The sequence below is a fragment of the Dyadobacter sp. HNCC25DJ187 genome (assembly GCF_056895255.1).
Genome location: NZ_JBXHAT010000001.1, coordinates 2500539 through 2515779 on the forward strand (window position 1 = coordinate 2500539; position 15241 = coordinate 2515779).

Here is a 15241-nt window from a genome sequence, read left to right on the forward strand (position 1 = left end):
CAGGGAATAGCATACGCACTCAGAAGGTATCATCAAATTAAGGCACAATTATTTTAACATCCTCCGAAACTCTTGAACCAGATAAACGTCTAAACGCCATGGATATATATCAAATTGCAACTACCTTCTGGGAACAGGCCGAGCCAGTTCACAAAGACAATTTTAACATCGAGCCAACACCTGCTCCTGCAGGGCCGGATGAAACACCGCCATTTGACCCACGGCCTGAAGTGCCTGTTCCTAATGCCCCGGAAGAAACACCGCCTTATGAAAAAGAGCCGGAAACACCACCCATTCAACCAGAACCGGAATTGCCACCAGTAGAACCGATAGTTCCGGAAACGGAACCTACTCCCTATCCTGGAGAAAAGCCGGAAATCCCGGCTTTCAATTAACATGTAAAGTACCAAAAGCTTCCATATTTTGTGGAATAGGCTGTCCTTCCTGCCTTTCTACATTTAAGTCAATAAGGTCAAATTTAAAATTAATTTGACCCTTTCTCAGTATCTGCGCCAGAAGGATCGTTCTCAAATGCAAAATCGGGGTATGTAAAAATACATTGTATACGTGTAGAATATAATCTATATTTTTGCGAAAAAATATAATACACAACAAGTACAATAATTGATTAAAATTTCTACATTGCTGCAAATAAATTACATTATTCTCTTCTCTGGTTTTTGAGATCAACAAATGAAAAAACTTCTGCTTTCCTTTTTTTTAGTTTGGGGCTTCGCATACGTAAATGCCCAGAATTACACGCAAATTCCCTCCAGAATTGAAGCTGAAAATTATGATTCCATACACGACGCAGCTACAGAAGCAAGCCTGGATCAGGGTGGTGGAGATAACGTCGGACATATCAATAATGGCAGTTGGATGGACTATCACATCCAAACAACCCAAGCTGCAGGTTATACACTGAAATTGAGAGTGGCCAATGGCTTCAATGACCATGCTGAAGTACATATTAGAAATGCGGATGGAGTAAAACTTACAGGTACTGTTATACCACGGACAGGAGGTATGCAGATGTGGCAAACGATCTCATTATTTGTAATTCTTCCATCTGGAAATCAAACGATAAGAGTATATGCTGAAAATGGAAATTTCAATCTTAACTGGATTGAATTTGTACCCACAAAATTACTAACGGGACGTATTGAGGCCGAGGATTTCGATGGAGCAAGCGATGTAAGACCCGAAGCATCAGGAGATCAGGATGGTGGGGTTAATATAGGCTATATAGATGATGAAGACTGGATGGACTACCATGTAAGGGTTGCCAATTCAGGGTTACATACTTTCTCATTTCGTGTGGCCAATTCCTATGGAAACGGAATCATTCAGATCCGGGATCTGAATAGCAATATACTTGGGATGGCCAATGTGCCGCAGACAGGAGGATGGCAAACGTATACTACAATTAGTACTACAGCTACACTGGCCCAGGGCGACCAGGTGATCAGGCTATTTATGCCGAAAGGAACTTTTAACTTCAATTGGTTTGAAGTAACAGAAGGTGGATCGATTGAACAGCCTGTACAATCTCTAATTACATTCGAGACTTTATCGGCTGTCAAATTGGGTGATAACAACTTCACGCTTTCTGCTACTAGTAATAACCATGTTGCTCCTATTACTTTTTCATCTTCAAACCCATCTGTCATTGCGCTGACAAATAACGGAACTATATGGACAGCAACTATTCTGGCCGGAGGAAGCAGCAATATAACTGCATCACAAGCAGGACAAGGATCTTTTGCCGCTGCAGAAAACGTAGTGAGAACCGTCATCGTTAATCCGGCCACACCTGTTTCTCCAAATACTTACACACAAATTCCTTCCAGAATTGAAGCGGAACATTACAGCGCAATCCATGATGCGGGTACAGAAACAACATCCGACACCGGTGGTGGAAGTAATGTTGGAAGTATTAACAATGGTAGCTGGTTGGATTACAACATCCAAACATCCCAAACCGGAGGATATACACTCAAATTGAGAGTAGCCAATGGATTCAATGACAATGCGGAGATACATATCCGAAACGCGGACGGAGTAAAACTTGCAGGCTCGGTGATACCGCGCACGGGAGGTATGCAGAGTTGGCAAACTATTTCCTTATTCGTTAAACTGCCTGCCGGGAATCAGACGATAAGAGTGTATGCTGAAAATGGTAATTTCAATCTTAACTGGATTGAATTTGTACCCACAAAATTACTTACCGGACGTATTGAAGCGGAGAATTTCGATAAAGCAAGTGATGTACGACCCGAAGCCTCAGGAGATCAGGATGGTGGAATCAATATAGGCTATATCGATGATGAAGATTGGATGGATTACCATGTAAAAGTGCTGAGTTCCGGAATTCATACCTTCTCTTTCCGTGTGGCCAATGCCTATGGAAATGGAATTATTCAAATCCGGGATCAGGACAGTAATATACTCGGGAATGTCAGTGTGCCACAAACAGGAGGCTGGCAAACGTATACAACGATTAGTACTACAGCAGCGCTGACCCAGGGCGACCAGGTCATCAGACTTTTTATGCCGAAGGGAACATTTAACTTCAACTGGTTTGAGGTGCTCGAAGGCGGACAGGTGACACAGCCTACACAATCTGTGATTACATTTGAAACTTCGCCTGCTATCAAAGTAGGTGATAATAGCTTTAATCTCTCTGCGACAAGTAATAACAATCTTGCCCCTATTATTTTTTCCTCTTCCAACCCATCCGTTATTGCACTGACCAACAATGGAGGTACATGGACAGCAACCATTCTGGCCGAAGGGAGCACTAATATTACTGCATCACAGGCTGCACAAGGCCATTTTACCGTTGCCGAAAATATTACAAGAACGATTACCGTACACCCGGCAGATCCCGTTTCCAACGCTCAAAAAATTATTCTCGATCCAAAGAGATGGTATCAGCTGACCAATGCAGCGCATGGCCTGGATCAGCTATTCGATGGTATTACCACAGAGACTTTACATACAGGTTGGGGCAAAATACTCGATAACTATGAAGCCTATTACCCATTGCTTGAAGGAGAAAAAATGACCATTGAAAGTTTGAGATTCTTTGACCTGGAAGGATCGAATACTCAAAACCCTGCAAAACTCTCTGTCATTACGGATCAGTGGGAACGTATTGAAATTGCACGATTTAACGGAGACAGATACAATGGATGGGTGGGCCCGTATCCGGAAAGAAACATGTCTGGAAATGCGCAATTTGTACTTGATATACCTGTTGAAAATATTCGTTACCTGGTTTGGGATGTGCGTGGGATTATGCCTACCGAAATGGAAATTTATGGAAGTCATACCGCGGCTACAGTAGCTCCTTCTCCCCTACCGGCCAAGTCTGTCCGCTTGGGCGACATGTTTGGTATCAATGGTTATGAGTGGAATTTTCAGCATGGAGCAAAGCCATGGGAAAACGACGAAAATTTGGTTAACGCTGCCAAAAATTTCAAAGGTTTAAGACATTACCTTGACTGGGAAAAACTGGAATCAAGTGAGGGAGTATATTCCTTTAATCCAACACTGATAGGTGGCTGGCATTACGATCTGATGTATGAACGTTGCAAGCAGGAAAACATAGAAATCCTTGCATGTATCAAGACTTTACCCGGCTGGATGCTGGCAACCTATCCGGAGGGCGAACGGGAAACAGAATTTGTACCTGTAAGGTATGGTAAAGACTTTGCTGATCCGCTTTCCTACATTGAACAAGCTAAAGTAGCATTTCAGTTTACAGCCAGATATGGAAGAAATACTGCTGTAAATCCATCTTTACTAAGTGTATATACAACGCCAAGATGGCCGGGCGACAATCCAAACACGATCAAAATTGGTTTAGATCTGGTTAAGTATATCGAGTGTGATAATGAACGTGATAAGTGGTGGAAGGGACGTATGGGCTACCAGACTGCCCGTGAATATGCTGCTAACCTGTCTGCTTTCTATGATGGACATAAAAATACTATGGGAGCCGGAGTAGGTGTAAAAAATGCTGACCCAACCATGCAGGTAGTTATCGCAGGCCTCGTTACAGGTCCTGATTATGTGAAAGGGATGGTGGATTGGTGTAAAGAATTCAGGGGATTCAATCCTGACGGAACCGTGAATCTTTGCTGGGATGTCATTAACTTTCACCTTTATACCGACAACACCTCGTCTTCTCAGAGCGGCACTTCTACGAGAGGTATGTCTGCGGAAATGACACCCGCCCATATCATCGTCGATGAATTTGTGAAAGTAGCTCATGAAATTTGCTATGACATGCCGGTATGGATTACAGAAACCGGTTTTGATGTTAGTCCGAACAGTCCGATCAAAGCGATTCCTATTGGCAATAAATCTGCGTTGGAAACACAGGCCGACTGGATCATCCGTACCTCATTATTCTCGGCAAGAAAAGGAATTGATAAAGTATATTTTTATCAGATGTACGACGATAATCCTGAAGCAGGAATGTTTGGATCATCCGGGCTTCTGAATACAGATCAGACCCGGAGACCTGCGGCTGATTATATGGTACAGATTAATAAATTATTCGGCAACTATCGGTACAAGGAAACTATCTACAGCGATCCTATAGTGGACCGTTATGAGCTGGATGGTCAATCGCTATACATTCTGACCGTTCCGGACGAGGTGGGCAGAACGGCTAATTACGCTCTCAATTTGGCTGGAAGTGCAACTGCTCAGGTATATCGTCCTGTAATCGGTTCTGACAATATGTCCTTGGAAGAGCTTCCGGTTACAGGCGGAAAGGTGAGCCTTACTGCAACCGAAACCCCCATGTTTGTACTGGCAGCAGGCAGCCGAAACCTTCGCAGGGCTTTGATTGACACAACGCTTCTGCAAGTAGCGAACAGCGAAGAGATTATCCCTTTGCAACGCCTCGTATCTGTTTATCCTAATCCTACAGCTGATTACATTACCATCGATCTGGCTAATGCATCAATCGGCAGTGTAGAGCTGAGAATATTCGATACTGGTACCGGAAGGCTTTATAAGAAAGAAACACTGACTAAATCAGAAAATAATTTCAAACAAAAAATCAGTGTTGCTCATTTGCCAACCGGCTCTTACGTGGTAGAAGTAATACAGGGACAAGATCGTGCTTTCAGAAAAATTGTGAAAACGCATTAATCCGTATCGTATTTTTTTATAGGCTCAAAAGTAATATCAACTTTTGAGCCTTTTATTTTGATCCTACTCTATCGAGATACGCTTCGCCTCTGGGAGAAATGGAATAACCCGGTTCATGACTGATCGTAAGTCCCAGTGCTTTTAATTTTCTGACATTTAGCTTCAGCCACTCCTTCTCCCGCTTCACAAGGACTGCAAGATCTGCTGCTTTAAGCCGCGGATTCGCTTTAATTGCCTCCAGTACTTTACCCGTCCATTTACCGGTTTTGCTGAACTTATCAAGGTTAAGCAAAGCCGTCTGAATTTCTGTGTAAGTAGCTTCATCCAATTCCACCGTTTCTCTTAATTCGATACGGGGATCTTCTGAATCAAACGACACTCCTATTTTATAAATCTGGCCTTCATCCTGTTTTCCAAGCAATGCTACCAATGATGAAGCATCTCTTAAACCTGCGCTGGTGGCTTCCGCATCCGTAATCTGAGATGCGGTGATTTCCTCTACACTAGTGACGCGGATTACCCCAACACTTGTTTTAATCAGACTTCCAGGTTTTACGTCTGCTTTTTTCCATCTGCGAAATGCAAGGGTAATCTTCCCCGATTTTATAGCCTCCAGATGTTTCTGTTTGAATAACATATCAATTTCCTAATAAGTGTAAAATTTAAAACCGTCGTGTAAGTAATACATGGCAGGATTTTGGCAAAGATTCTAAAAAAGAAACGAACCTGAGCTATAATTATGAATATCGACGCAAAGATAATGCAATGCATTGATGCCTGTAACGCGTGTGCGACTGCTTGTAATTATTGCGCAAGTACCTGTCTTGAAGACGAGCAAGTTTCTCACCAGACCAAATGTATCAATCTTGATTTACAATGTGCAGCTTCATGTCATGCTGCAGCTCAGTTAATGCTTCTGAAAAGTACATACACCACCGATTTTTGTGTAGTATGTGCTAAAATCTGTCGTGAATGCGCAGAAGAATGTGAGAAGCACGCTATGATGGGTATGGAACATTGCAGAATATGCGCTGACGCATGCAGAAGGTGTCAGACCGCCTGTGAAGCACTTGCTGCCTGAATCCAGATTTAGATAGAATCCAAAACGACAGAAGTCAAATTGGCTGTATGACGCTTTTGATCCATTCTGGAAACATTGAATTTAGCACGGTAATCCTTAGGCGTTAGCCCCGCACTTTTTTTGAATAACTGCCTAAAAGATTTAAGGTCATTATATCCGGAATTAAGCATGACTTCCAATACGCTCTGATCCGTTTGTTCCAATAATTTCTTCGCAGCTTCTATTCTCGTTTTCTGCAGGTATTCAATAGGTGTGATACCCGTTGCTTGCTTAAAGCGCCTTACCACATTACGCCGACTCGCAGGAATATCCTGTATCAGTTCTTCAATCGTTCGCCCGTCCTGATATTGCTTCTGGATTTGTTGCTGCGCCATATTTACAATTCCGTCACCATGATCTACAGTCGGCTCAAACGTCCCGAAATAAGTCTGATGTTCCCGATCCATATCGATCGCAAACATTTTGGCAATGCGTGTCGCCATTTCTTTTCCACAATAATTTCCGATCAGATACAGCATCAGATGGAAACTACTCGTAGCCCCACCACTTGTATAGGTCCGGCTATCATCCGTCACGACGGCATCTGCAGTGAGTAGAACATGAGGAAATGACGCAGCAAAAGGAATTGAAGCATTAATGTGGGTAGTGGCCCTTTTTCCATTCAAAAGTCCGGTAGCAGCCAACAGAAATGCACCGGTACAAAAACTGGCAATTTCAGCTCCACGGTGATACTGCTGATGTAACCATGGGATCAGAGCGGCATTTTCTTTAATAGCATTTGATATGTCCTCTGCAGAAAATGCAGGAATAAATATCAGTCCCGGTGCTTCTGCTTCCGATATCGGTCGAACAGCATGTCTACCATATGCCGGTACATCAGCCGATGGGGCATACAATCTGATATCAAAAAATGCAGGTTTGCCATCGATTTCATAAAACTGGTTTACCGATTCGAATACATCCAGAATAGCTGCAACGCTCAACATTCTGTGCTTGTTGGTGATCAATAAAGCTAGCTGTATCATATATTGAAATTTTGCTTTTGTATAGTGTTCCTGCAAGATTACCACAAGTTAGTATTTTGTCCTGAATACCCCTCGCAACTGTCTGGTTCTACCACATAAATTTACTTCTATTGTATGTATTTTTGTTCATGGCTATCACACTGACTACTCAAAATCAGCATGATGCCATATTAAAAAGCCTAAGTTGCCGAAGAACGTAAGATGTGGTATAACAAAACTTCAACAGGCTTATCTTTCAAATCATATCTGCATTAATTCAACTTTAAATCATGGGCAAATTCGAAGAATCATTATCCTCAGGCGTTCATAAAGAACTCTCAGCACTTACAGGTGCATGGGAAGGCACTACTAAAACATGGTTTGAACCAGATGTACTGGCGGATGAGTCACGAGTGGAAGCGACATTCCGACCTGTGCTTGGAGGACGTTTTCAAATGTTTGAATACCGGGGAGAAATGCAAAGTAAACCCTTGGAAGGAATTGCTGTTTACGGTTATGACATTCCCAATAATACGTTTCAATGTGCATGGATCGACAGCTTTCATATGGGAACAGGCATGATGTTGTCAAGTGGACAGAAGCCTGAACAGGGAATTTCTGTTCTTGGCAATTATGGTGGACCTGACATTCCTCTTCCATGGGGATGGCGCACAGATACGATCCTCCAAGACCACGATACGCTGGTAATTACTGCTTACAATATATCACCCGAAGGAGAAGAGAGCAAGGCAACAGAAACGATTTTCAGAAGAGTGAAATAAGGTCAGAAAGAAATTTTATTGATGGTCATCATAAAGCGGATTACAAGCATCTTCATAAATAGGGTTATTCAGTACCTTATTACAAACGCCCCAGTTGAGTATCTCCGATGTGCTCTTGGCTTCCTGATAATAAACCAATGGTACCGATTTATCTTTTTTCCATTTTACTACAGTTTCACTTAACTCATTTCGCATTGCTCTGAGCGCAAAATAATTGTTATAGAAAGATAATGCCCAGAGCGAAAGTACCACGGGAAGTGCATAACGCAGTTGTGGCCACTTAATGATCTTCATGTCCAGTAAAATCAGAACAATCATGATAGGAATCGTGGTGGTAAAAAACATATAGCGCGATGTAATACCACCAGCAGATTTTGTCTCAAATCTTGAAATAGAGATAATTATTCCGGTTACCACCGGCAAAGAAAGTAATACATAAAGTAATGGCTTTCTAAAAGCATATCCTGAAAAAAACAACCAAAGCCAGAAAACAGCTACGGCTATACCAACCAGCATACACAAAATGATATTAACGTGTTGTCCTGCTGATGGATTGATATACACGAAACTTCCTAAAAAAGTAAAAAGCAGCCTGGCCATCCATTCAAAATTAAATTCAGTACCGGCAAGTTTTTCAGGCTTATCAATCACGAAACCGTACACAACCATCACCATTGTAAATACTCCCCAAAGCGCCAGGAGCCGATATCTTCCATGAGCAAACAACAGAAAACAACCCATGAGCAATGCCAGTATCCCATTACCAAACGACAGTGTAGCCAATAATCCAGACAACACAGCGAAGCCAAAAGAGGGACTTAGTGGTCTTTCCGCATCATTCAACCATAACAGACAAGCAAAAGAAAATACAAATACAGTGTAGTGCTGTATCCCGCCCCAATAAAAAGACGTCACATGATAGAAAGATGTACTGAACAGATAAGCCGCAATAAACAAAAATGTAACAGGATTCAGCACTGCATATTTCCGAAATAATCTCACGATAATAGCGGTAAAAGCGATCAGAAAAAGATTTTGAAAAATAATGAGATGATGGAAATTAAGCTGCCCGAATATGGCGTAATAAGCAGTTGCAGTGGCTTTCGAAATGACAATTCTATGCTCATTATGCCGGGTAAGCAACAGTTGGATGCGATCAGCAAAATTGGTATTTTCAAAATAAAATTTTTTGATCAGATATAGTGTAGCATAATAATCATCAAAGGAAGGAATAGTCGGAACAGCAAAAAAAACAATATATCCGAAAGCCAGAATGATTACGATGCTGGCGGCAATGTATTTGGTCATTTCTTTCAAGCGCAATATTTATGTAACTCAAATATCCGTAAATAAAATTGCCAGACAAAAATTTAGAGGATTGTGTTACTGAAAGGTTATAAATCCGAGTAAATGGTCATAAAAAGTCAATGTGCTGTAAGCAATTACCCGTCAAAGGGCATTACCCTTTATTATTGCCTGACAGACTCTGGCAAAACAAGCCTGGGTATCGATTGGTAGATCTGAAGTAAACAATTGGCACCTCACATCCGGGATAAAACCCGGGCCAACAAACCGGATCAGTCAGAAAACCGCTCGCAAAACCTATTTTCACCTGCTCTCATCAGTAGTTTTTTTCAGTACCTGCTTTAAGTAATTCACTCTGAACCAAATTTAGCGGGATCGTTCCTATTTGATCATCATACACAAATACGGAAATGTACCTCTGCAATATATTGTCTGAATAATTTCCTTAAATTAGGATCGGAATAGTATTATTTTTTAATGACAAAATATCATATCATTAGAAACCGGAGGATTGAATATTGCAGCAATGTCAGAGGAAGAGCAACTGTGGAAAGACTTTACGGGCGGGGATGAGAAATCACTCGAACAGCTGATCAGGCTGTTTGGGAAACCACTTGCACTTTATGGAAGAAAGCTGGTAAAAAATGACCTGCTGATACAGGATTGTATACAGGAAGTCTATATTCAGCTCTGGCAATACCGTTCAGGCCTTCGCCAGCTTACCGAGATCCGCCCCTACCTATTTACGTGCCTTCGTCGCAAAATTATTACTACACTCAAAAAAGAAAGTGTCTTTGTATCCGGCGAAAAGCATGAAGAAGCGCCATTTCTCACAGAATTTTCGATTGAAGCCCGTCTTATAGAAAATGAAACGGAAGCAGAAAGGGTACTTATGATCAACCGCTTTATCAGTCAGCTTCCCCGCAGACAAAAAGAAGCAATTTATCTGCGTTTCTTTGAAAACATGAGTAATGATGAGATTGCAGAAGTAATGGGCGTTAAATACCAGACGGCCATCAACCTTATTCACGAAGCACTCAATTCTCTGCGTCACTCCTTTCCATTGAACTCCATATCAGCCATCCTGTTTTATCTCAAATTTTATCTTTTTTAAAAATTTCAAAAAAAAATATAATCAAAACCAGTATAAAGCTTATGAACTGTTACTACTGCTTATAAACAGCAAGATTAACATTTCATGATAAACTATTCCCATTACAAAGTTGCTGACTATTTAGCTGACGAAAGTTTCAGGCAATGGGTGCTCAACGGAGGTTTTCGAAATACAGAAGCGACATGGAGTTTATGGCTTTCACAAAACCCTGATTCCGCCAAAGAAGCTATGAAAGCCAGAGAGATTGTTCTGGCCAGTGTAATCAGGGAAGAACCTTTTTCGGACGATTACTTCGAAACAATAAGTCTTGAAACCATTAAAGCTGTAAAAGCAGAGAAGTCCGGCTACATCAAACCTATGTACTGGCGCGCCGCAGCCGCTGTTGTATTGCTTTGCTCATTTGCAGGATGGTATTTCCTTACAAAAAAGACAACCGGAAAATTTCAGCCGGAACACCATACCACCGCTACTGTTGAAAAGATAGATACCCGTATTTTTAAAGATAACAGAACAAACACAGTTATTCCTGTAGCATTGCCGGATGGCAGCTCTGTACTTCTTCATCCCAGAAGTACCTTAAAATATGAAAAAGAAGCAGGTGGCAACAGGAGGGTGCACTTGACCGGGAAGGCTTTCTTTGAAGTTACCAAAGACCCTTTGTCTCCGTTCCTGGTATATTCCGGTGAGATGTTGACAAAGGTGGTGGGTACAAGCTTTACGGTCACAGCCTATTCGGATGACACCGATTATTCCGTTGTTGTGAAAACAGGAAAGGTAGCTGTTTCCAGCACATCAGCACAATCAGGAAAAAACGAAACCGTCAATTTGATTCCGAATGAGCAAGCTGTTTTCAATAGGGCTAAGTCGGGCTTCAACACAAAGGATTTGGAATCAGAAGACTTATTGAAGTACCTGCCTGCAACGCCCAGCTCTTATGCGTTTACAGACACTCCGGTTTCGGAAGTATTCGAAAAGATCGGGAAAGCATATGGGCTGAAAATAGAATTAGATCGTGCAGTACTGGATGGCTGTGAATTGACCACCAACTTAACCGATGAACCCCTGTTTGAAAAATTAAATATTGTCTGCAATTCAATTGGCCCTGGCACCAGCTATATGATTGAAAATGATCACATAAAGGTTATATCAAAAGGATGTAATCAGTAAGACTTTCACATTTAAACCCGAATCTATGTTTATAAACACATCTTATTCTCCCTGACAAGTCATAAAAAAGCCGGGCATGTTCGTACCATGACCGGCTAAAATCCCCGACTTGTATTTCAATGTCAAGCTGCTCCCTTGCCGGGGAGCATGAGGAATGTTTTTGCCTTTTCAAATCACAAAAACCTATTAAATCTATGCAAAAAAATTATAACTATACCCATCTGTGGTTTAGGATTATGAAAATTACTACCGTACAGATTTTCATGACGTTGCTGCTATCAGGTGTTTCTTACGCAGGTGCTGCGCAGGAATTACTTCAAAAGCGGCTGAAAATATCCAGAGAAAACACAGAAATGCGTACCGCTCTTGATCAGATCAGCAAAGCTGCCAATGTCAGAATTTCTTTTAATTCAAAACTGATACCAAAAGGACAACCTGTAACACTATATGCAAACGACGAACGCCTGTCAGAAGTGCTTGACAGAATTCTGACTCCTTACGGAGTTTCATATATGATTATGAACAAGCAGATTATACTGCGCAAAAACACTGGAAAAGATCAGAGCGAAACACTGGATATTCAGACTGCGCCGGCTATTGACCGTACTGTTGCGGGAACTGTAAAGGATGCAGCCAACGAACCACTTCCTGGTGTAAGTATTATTGTGAAGGGAACAAGCAGAGGTACAACTACCGGACTGGACGGCAGGTATTCTATTGATGTCCCTGATAATGGGGTATTGATATTTTCTTATGTTGGTTACGAAACACGTGATGTTGAGATTGGTAATCAATCTGTAGTGGACGTTACTTTAACCAACGATGATAAGACACTGGAAGAAGTAGTCGTAATCGGATACAATCGGGTGAAAAAAAGTGACCTCACCGGATCCGTAAGCAGCGTGGGTTCCGATGAGATCAAGAAAAGACCGGTAGCCAACGTGCTGCAGGCTATGCAGGGAAGAGCCGCCGGGGTAGATATCACCTCCAACGAACGTCCGGGTGAAATGGGGAGTATACGTATACGAGGTAACCGTTCACTTAGCGCGAGCAATTCACCGTTATACGTAGTAGACGGAATTCCTTTAGCAGCAGGTGGCATTGAGTCCATTAACCCCAATGACATAGAATCTATTGACATTCTGAAAGATGCTTCTGCGACCGCAGTATTTGGGTCGAGAGGTGCAAATGGCGTAGTACTGGTTACCACCAAACAAGGTAAAAGCGGAAAGCTTTCACTTAATTACATCGGCACCACCACCATTGAGAACCAGCAAGATCGCATGAATATGATGAACTCTGCGCAATATGTTGAGTTCAGAAGAGATGCATTCCGTCGCGCAGGGAATTATCCGGCAGCACCTACTCAGGCAGATGATGAACGTATTTTCGGTGGTGATTCCTATGCGCTGGCCAATGTAATGAAAGGTTGGGAAGGCGGAAGCTGGAACGGTAATCTCGTACCCACAACCAAATGGACAGACATGGTACTCAAAACAGGGGTAACACAGGATCATACACTTGGCCTGAGTGGAGGCACGGACAAAATGAAAGCCTACGGATCCATTGGCTACCTGTTTCAGGATGGTACACAACTCGGCCAGGATTTCGAACGATTTAATGCTAAGTTCAGTGTGGAGATGTCGCCTGTAAAATGGTTCAAATTTGGCGGAAGCATTAACGGGACCTACAGCCTTCAGAATTACGGATTTGCTTCGGGCAGTAACTCCGGTCCGGGCAATCTGTATTTTGCAGCTCAGGGTATGTTACCATTTGCAGTTCCATTCGATGATAATGGAAATCGTATCAATCTTCCTGGTGGAGATATCAACATTCTTAATCCGATCGGGGAAGACAGATTCAATATCAATGAAAGGAAGGTATTACGTACGCTGGGTGTATTGTTTGCAGAAGTGGATATTATGAAAGGGCTGAAGTATCGCATGAATTTCGGTCCGGATTTTTACAACCTGCGTAACGGAAGATGGATGGACAGAAACTCTATCAACCGTGGCGGCGGTGAACCGGGGTCAACCAATTATGCTCAGCTAAATCAGACATCGCGTTTCTCCTATACGCTGGACAACCTGCTTTACTATGACCGCACTTTTGGGAAGCACACCATTGGTTTAACCTTGCTACAGAGTGCATCTTCAAACCTGACAGAAACGAGTGGGATGACCGCGACGAACCTTCCCTGGGACAGCCAGAGATGGCACCAGCTAAATTCGGTAAGCGCTTTGGACGGGTTTGGAACGGGTCTTAGTGAGTCTCAGTTGCTGTCTTACATGGGTCGTTTCAATTATGGCTTTAATGACAAGTACATGATCACTGCCTCAGCGCGTTGGGACGGCGCCTCACAGCTGGCACCTGGAAATAAATGGGATTTCTTTCCCTCTGCTGCATTTGCCTGGAACATGGATCAGGAAGAGTTTCTTAAGTCTGTTTCCTGGGTGAATATGCTTAAAACCCGTATCGGATTTGGAAGTACAGGTAATGCTGCCATCAGCCCTTATCAGACCAAAGGAGCCCTTGAAACACTCTATTATACGTGGGGAAACAAAGTGGAAGCCGGTTACGTCTCTTCAGATGCTTCGCTGGCCAATCCTGTTGTAATGGCTAACCTGAATCTTGGTTGGGAACATACAACGCAATGGAACCTGGGTATTGATTTCGATCTGCTGCAACGCCGTGTGAGTGGTACAGTTGATCTCTATACCTCACGCACCACGGATCTGCTACTTCAGAGAAGCATTCCGTCTATTGTGGGTTATGTATCAACTTGGGACAACGTAGGGGCTACATCCAACAAGGGAATTGATGTAACGATCAATACCGTCAACATCAAAAAACGCAATCTAGAATGGTCTTCAACATTGAATTTTTCGGCCAATAAGGACAAAATTGAAGAATTGTCTAATGGTAAAAATGATGACCTTGCCAACCTGTGGTTCATTGGTCAGCGCCTCGCTGTATACTATGATTACACCAAGCAGGGAATCTGGCAAAATACAGAGGCGGATCTGGAAGAAATGGCAAAATTCAATGCCAATGGCCACAATTTCAGAGCGGGTGACATCCGGGTGGTAGATTTGAATGGCGATTACCGTATCGATGCCAACAACGACAGAAAGATTGTAGGGAATTCAAGTCCCAAATTCACATTCGGTTTCAACAATACATTTACTTACAAGAACTGGGATCTCGCTGTATTCATGTTTGGGCGCCTGGGCTTTACGGTGGCAAGAGGAGCCGAGTCCTTGCAAGGACGTTTTTCACAACGGGTTCTTGATTACTGGACTCCTGAAAATCCGACCAATGACTATCCGTCTCCGAATTACAATTCTGCTGCAGGTGATCCTTTCAAGAGTGCTATGAATTATCAGGATGGCTCATTTGTTAAAGTTCGCAACATATCGCTAGGCTATAACCTGCCTGCAAGCGTTGCCGGAAAATTGAGGATGACGAACTGTCGTGTGTATGCACAAATTCAAAACCCGGGGCTGATCTACTCGAATATTTCATGGCTGGATCCGGATCTTGGTGGCTCTACCTTCAACAGGGGATTGGTGTTTGGTTTGAATGTAGGTTTTTAAGTAAACCGGTTTTTGTCTCATTT

10 protein-coding genes are annotated in these 15241 nt (G+C 42.5%); 7 read left to right on the plus strand and 3 right to left on the minus strand.

What is annotated here, in order from left to right; all coding sequences use genetic code 11:
• Window positions 1–98: 98 nt before the first annotated feature.
• Window positions 99–395, plus strand: a complete 297-nt coding sequence (locus tag AC1XUE_RS10505; RefSeq protein ID WP_483355886.1) for a filamentous hemagglutinin — start codon at window positions 99–101, stop codon at window positions 393–395.
• Between the two features lie 298 nt (window positions 396–693).
• A complete protein-coding gene (locus AC1XUE_RS10510; RefSeq protein ID WP_483355887.1) occupies window positions 694–5169 on the plus strand; it encodes a carbohydrate-binding protein in 4476 nt (1491 codons plus the stop codon).
• A gap of 52 nt (window positions 5170–5221) precedes the next feature.
• Here AC1XUE_RS10510 and AC1XUE_RS10515 read toward each other — a convergent pair whose 3' ends face one another.
• Complete coding sequence (locus tag AC1XUE_RS10515) at window positions 5222–5806, minus strand: ASCH domain-containing protein (RefSeq protein ID WP_483355888.1); 585 nt, start codon at window positions 5804–5806, stop codon at window positions 5222–5224.
• A 123-nt stretch (window positions 5807–5929) separates the two neighbouring features.
• On the opposite strand from AC1XUE_RS10515, the gene AC1XUE_RS10520 reads away from it, so the two are divergent.
• Window positions 5930–6250, plus strand: a complete 321-nt coding sequence (locus AC1XUE_RS10520; protein WP_483356021.1) for a four-helix bundle copper-binding protein — start codon at window positions 5930–5932, stop codon at window positions 6248–6250.
• 8 nt (window positions 6251–6258) lie between these two features.
• On the opposite strand, the gene AC1XUE_RS10525 is transcribed toward AC1XUE_RS10520, so the two are convergent.
• Window positions 6259–7275 (minus strand): GlxA family transcriptional regulator, encoded by a 1017-nt coding sequence (locus tag AC1XUE_RS10525; protein WP_483355889.1) that lies wholly within the window; start codon window positions 7273–7275, stop codon window positions 6259–6261.
• A gap of 269 nt (window positions 7276–7544) precedes the next feature.
• On the opposite strand from AC1XUE_RS10525, the gene AC1XUE_RS10530 reads away from it, so the two are divergent.
• Complete coding sequence (locus AC1XUE_RS10530) at window positions 7545–8036, plus strand: DUF1579 domain-containing protein (protein ID WP_483355890.1); 492 nt, start codon at window positions 7545–7547, stop codon at window positions 8034–8036.
• A gap of 15 nt (window positions 8037–8051) precedes the next feature.
• Here AC1XUE_RS10530 and AC1XUE_RS10535 read toward each other — a convergent pair whose 3' ends face one another.
• The gene (locus AC1XUE_RS10535) at window positions 8052–9344 is read right to left on the minus strand and encodes a hypothetical protein (protein WP_483355891.1); all 1293 of its coding nucleotides are present in this window, start codon (window positions 9342–9344) and stop codon (window positions 8052–8054) included.
• Between the two features lie 523 nt (window positions 9345–9867).
• Between AC1XUE_RS10535 and AC1XUE_RS10540 the strand changes: the two genes are divergently transcribed.
• The 3 genes from AC1XUE_RS10540 (at window position 9868) to AC1XUE_RS10550 (ending at window position 15218) form a co-directional block, all read left to right on the plus strand.
• Window positions 9868–10455 carry an RNA polymerase sigma factor gene (locus AC1XUE_RS10540; RefSeq protein WP_483355892.1) on the plus strand — a complete coding sequence of 196 codons (588 nt, stop codon included), beginning with the start codon at window positions 9868–9870 and terminating at the stop codon, window positions 10453–10455.
• An 84-nt stretch (window positions 10456–10539) separates the two neighbouring features.
• A complete protein-coding gene (locus AC1XUE_RS10545) occupies window positions 10540–11622 on the plus strand; it encodes a FecR family protein (protein WP_483355893.1) in 1083 nt (360 codons plus the stop codon).
• A gap of 236 nt (window positions 11623–11858) precedes the next feature.
• The gene (locus tag AC1XUE_RS10550; RefSeq protein WP_483355894.1) at window positions 11859–15218 is read left to right on the plus strand and encodes a TonB-dependent receptor; all 3360 of its coding nucleotides are present in this window, start codon (window positions 11859–11861) and stop codon (window positions 15216–15218) included.
• The last annotated feature ends 23 nt before the right edge of the window (window positions 15219–15241 follow it).

Bases quoted from the DNA above. Each gene is read 5' to 3' on its own strand.
- AC1XUE_RS10505 (WP_483355886.1), top strand. From the start codon at position 99: ATGGATATATATCAAATTGCAACTACCTTCTGGGAACAGGCCGAGCCA.
- AC1XUE_RS10510 (WP_483355887.1), top strand. From the start codon at position 694: ATGAAAAAACTTCTGCTTTCCTTTTTTTTAGTTTGGGGCTTCGCATAC.
- AC1XUE_RS10515 (WP_483355888.1), bottom strand. From the start codon at position 5,806: ATGTTATTCAAACAGAAACATCTGGAGGCTATAAAATCGGGGAAGATT.
- AC1XUE_RS10520 (WP_483356021.1), top strand. From the start codon at position 5,930: ATGCAATGCATTGATGCCTGTAACGCGTGTGCGACTGCTTGTAATTAT.
- AC1XUE_RS10525 (WP_483355889.1), bottom strand. From the start codon at position 7,275: ATGATACAGCTAGCTTTATTGATCACCAACAAGCACAGAATGTTGAGC.
- AC1XUE_RS10530 (WP_483355890.1), top strand. From the start codon at position 7,545: ATGGGCAAATTCGAAGAATCATTATCCTCAGGCGTTCATAAAGAACTC.
- AC1XUE_RS10535 (WP_483355891.1), bottom strand. From the start codon at position 9,344: ATGACCAAATACATTGCCGCCAGCATCGTAATCATTCTGGCTTTCGGA.
- AC1XUE_RS10540 (WP_483355892.1), top strand. From the start codon at position 9,868: ATGTCAGAGGAAGAGCAACTGTGGAAAGACTTTACGGGCGGGGATGAG.
- AC1XUE_RS10545 (WP_483355893.1), top strand. From the start codon at position 10,540: ATGATAAACTATTCCCATTACAAAGTTGCTGACTATTTAGCTGACGAA.
- AC1XUE_RS10550 (WP_483355894.1), top strand. From the start codon at position 11,859: ATGAAAATTACTACCGTACAGATTTTCATGACGTTGCTGCTATCAGGT.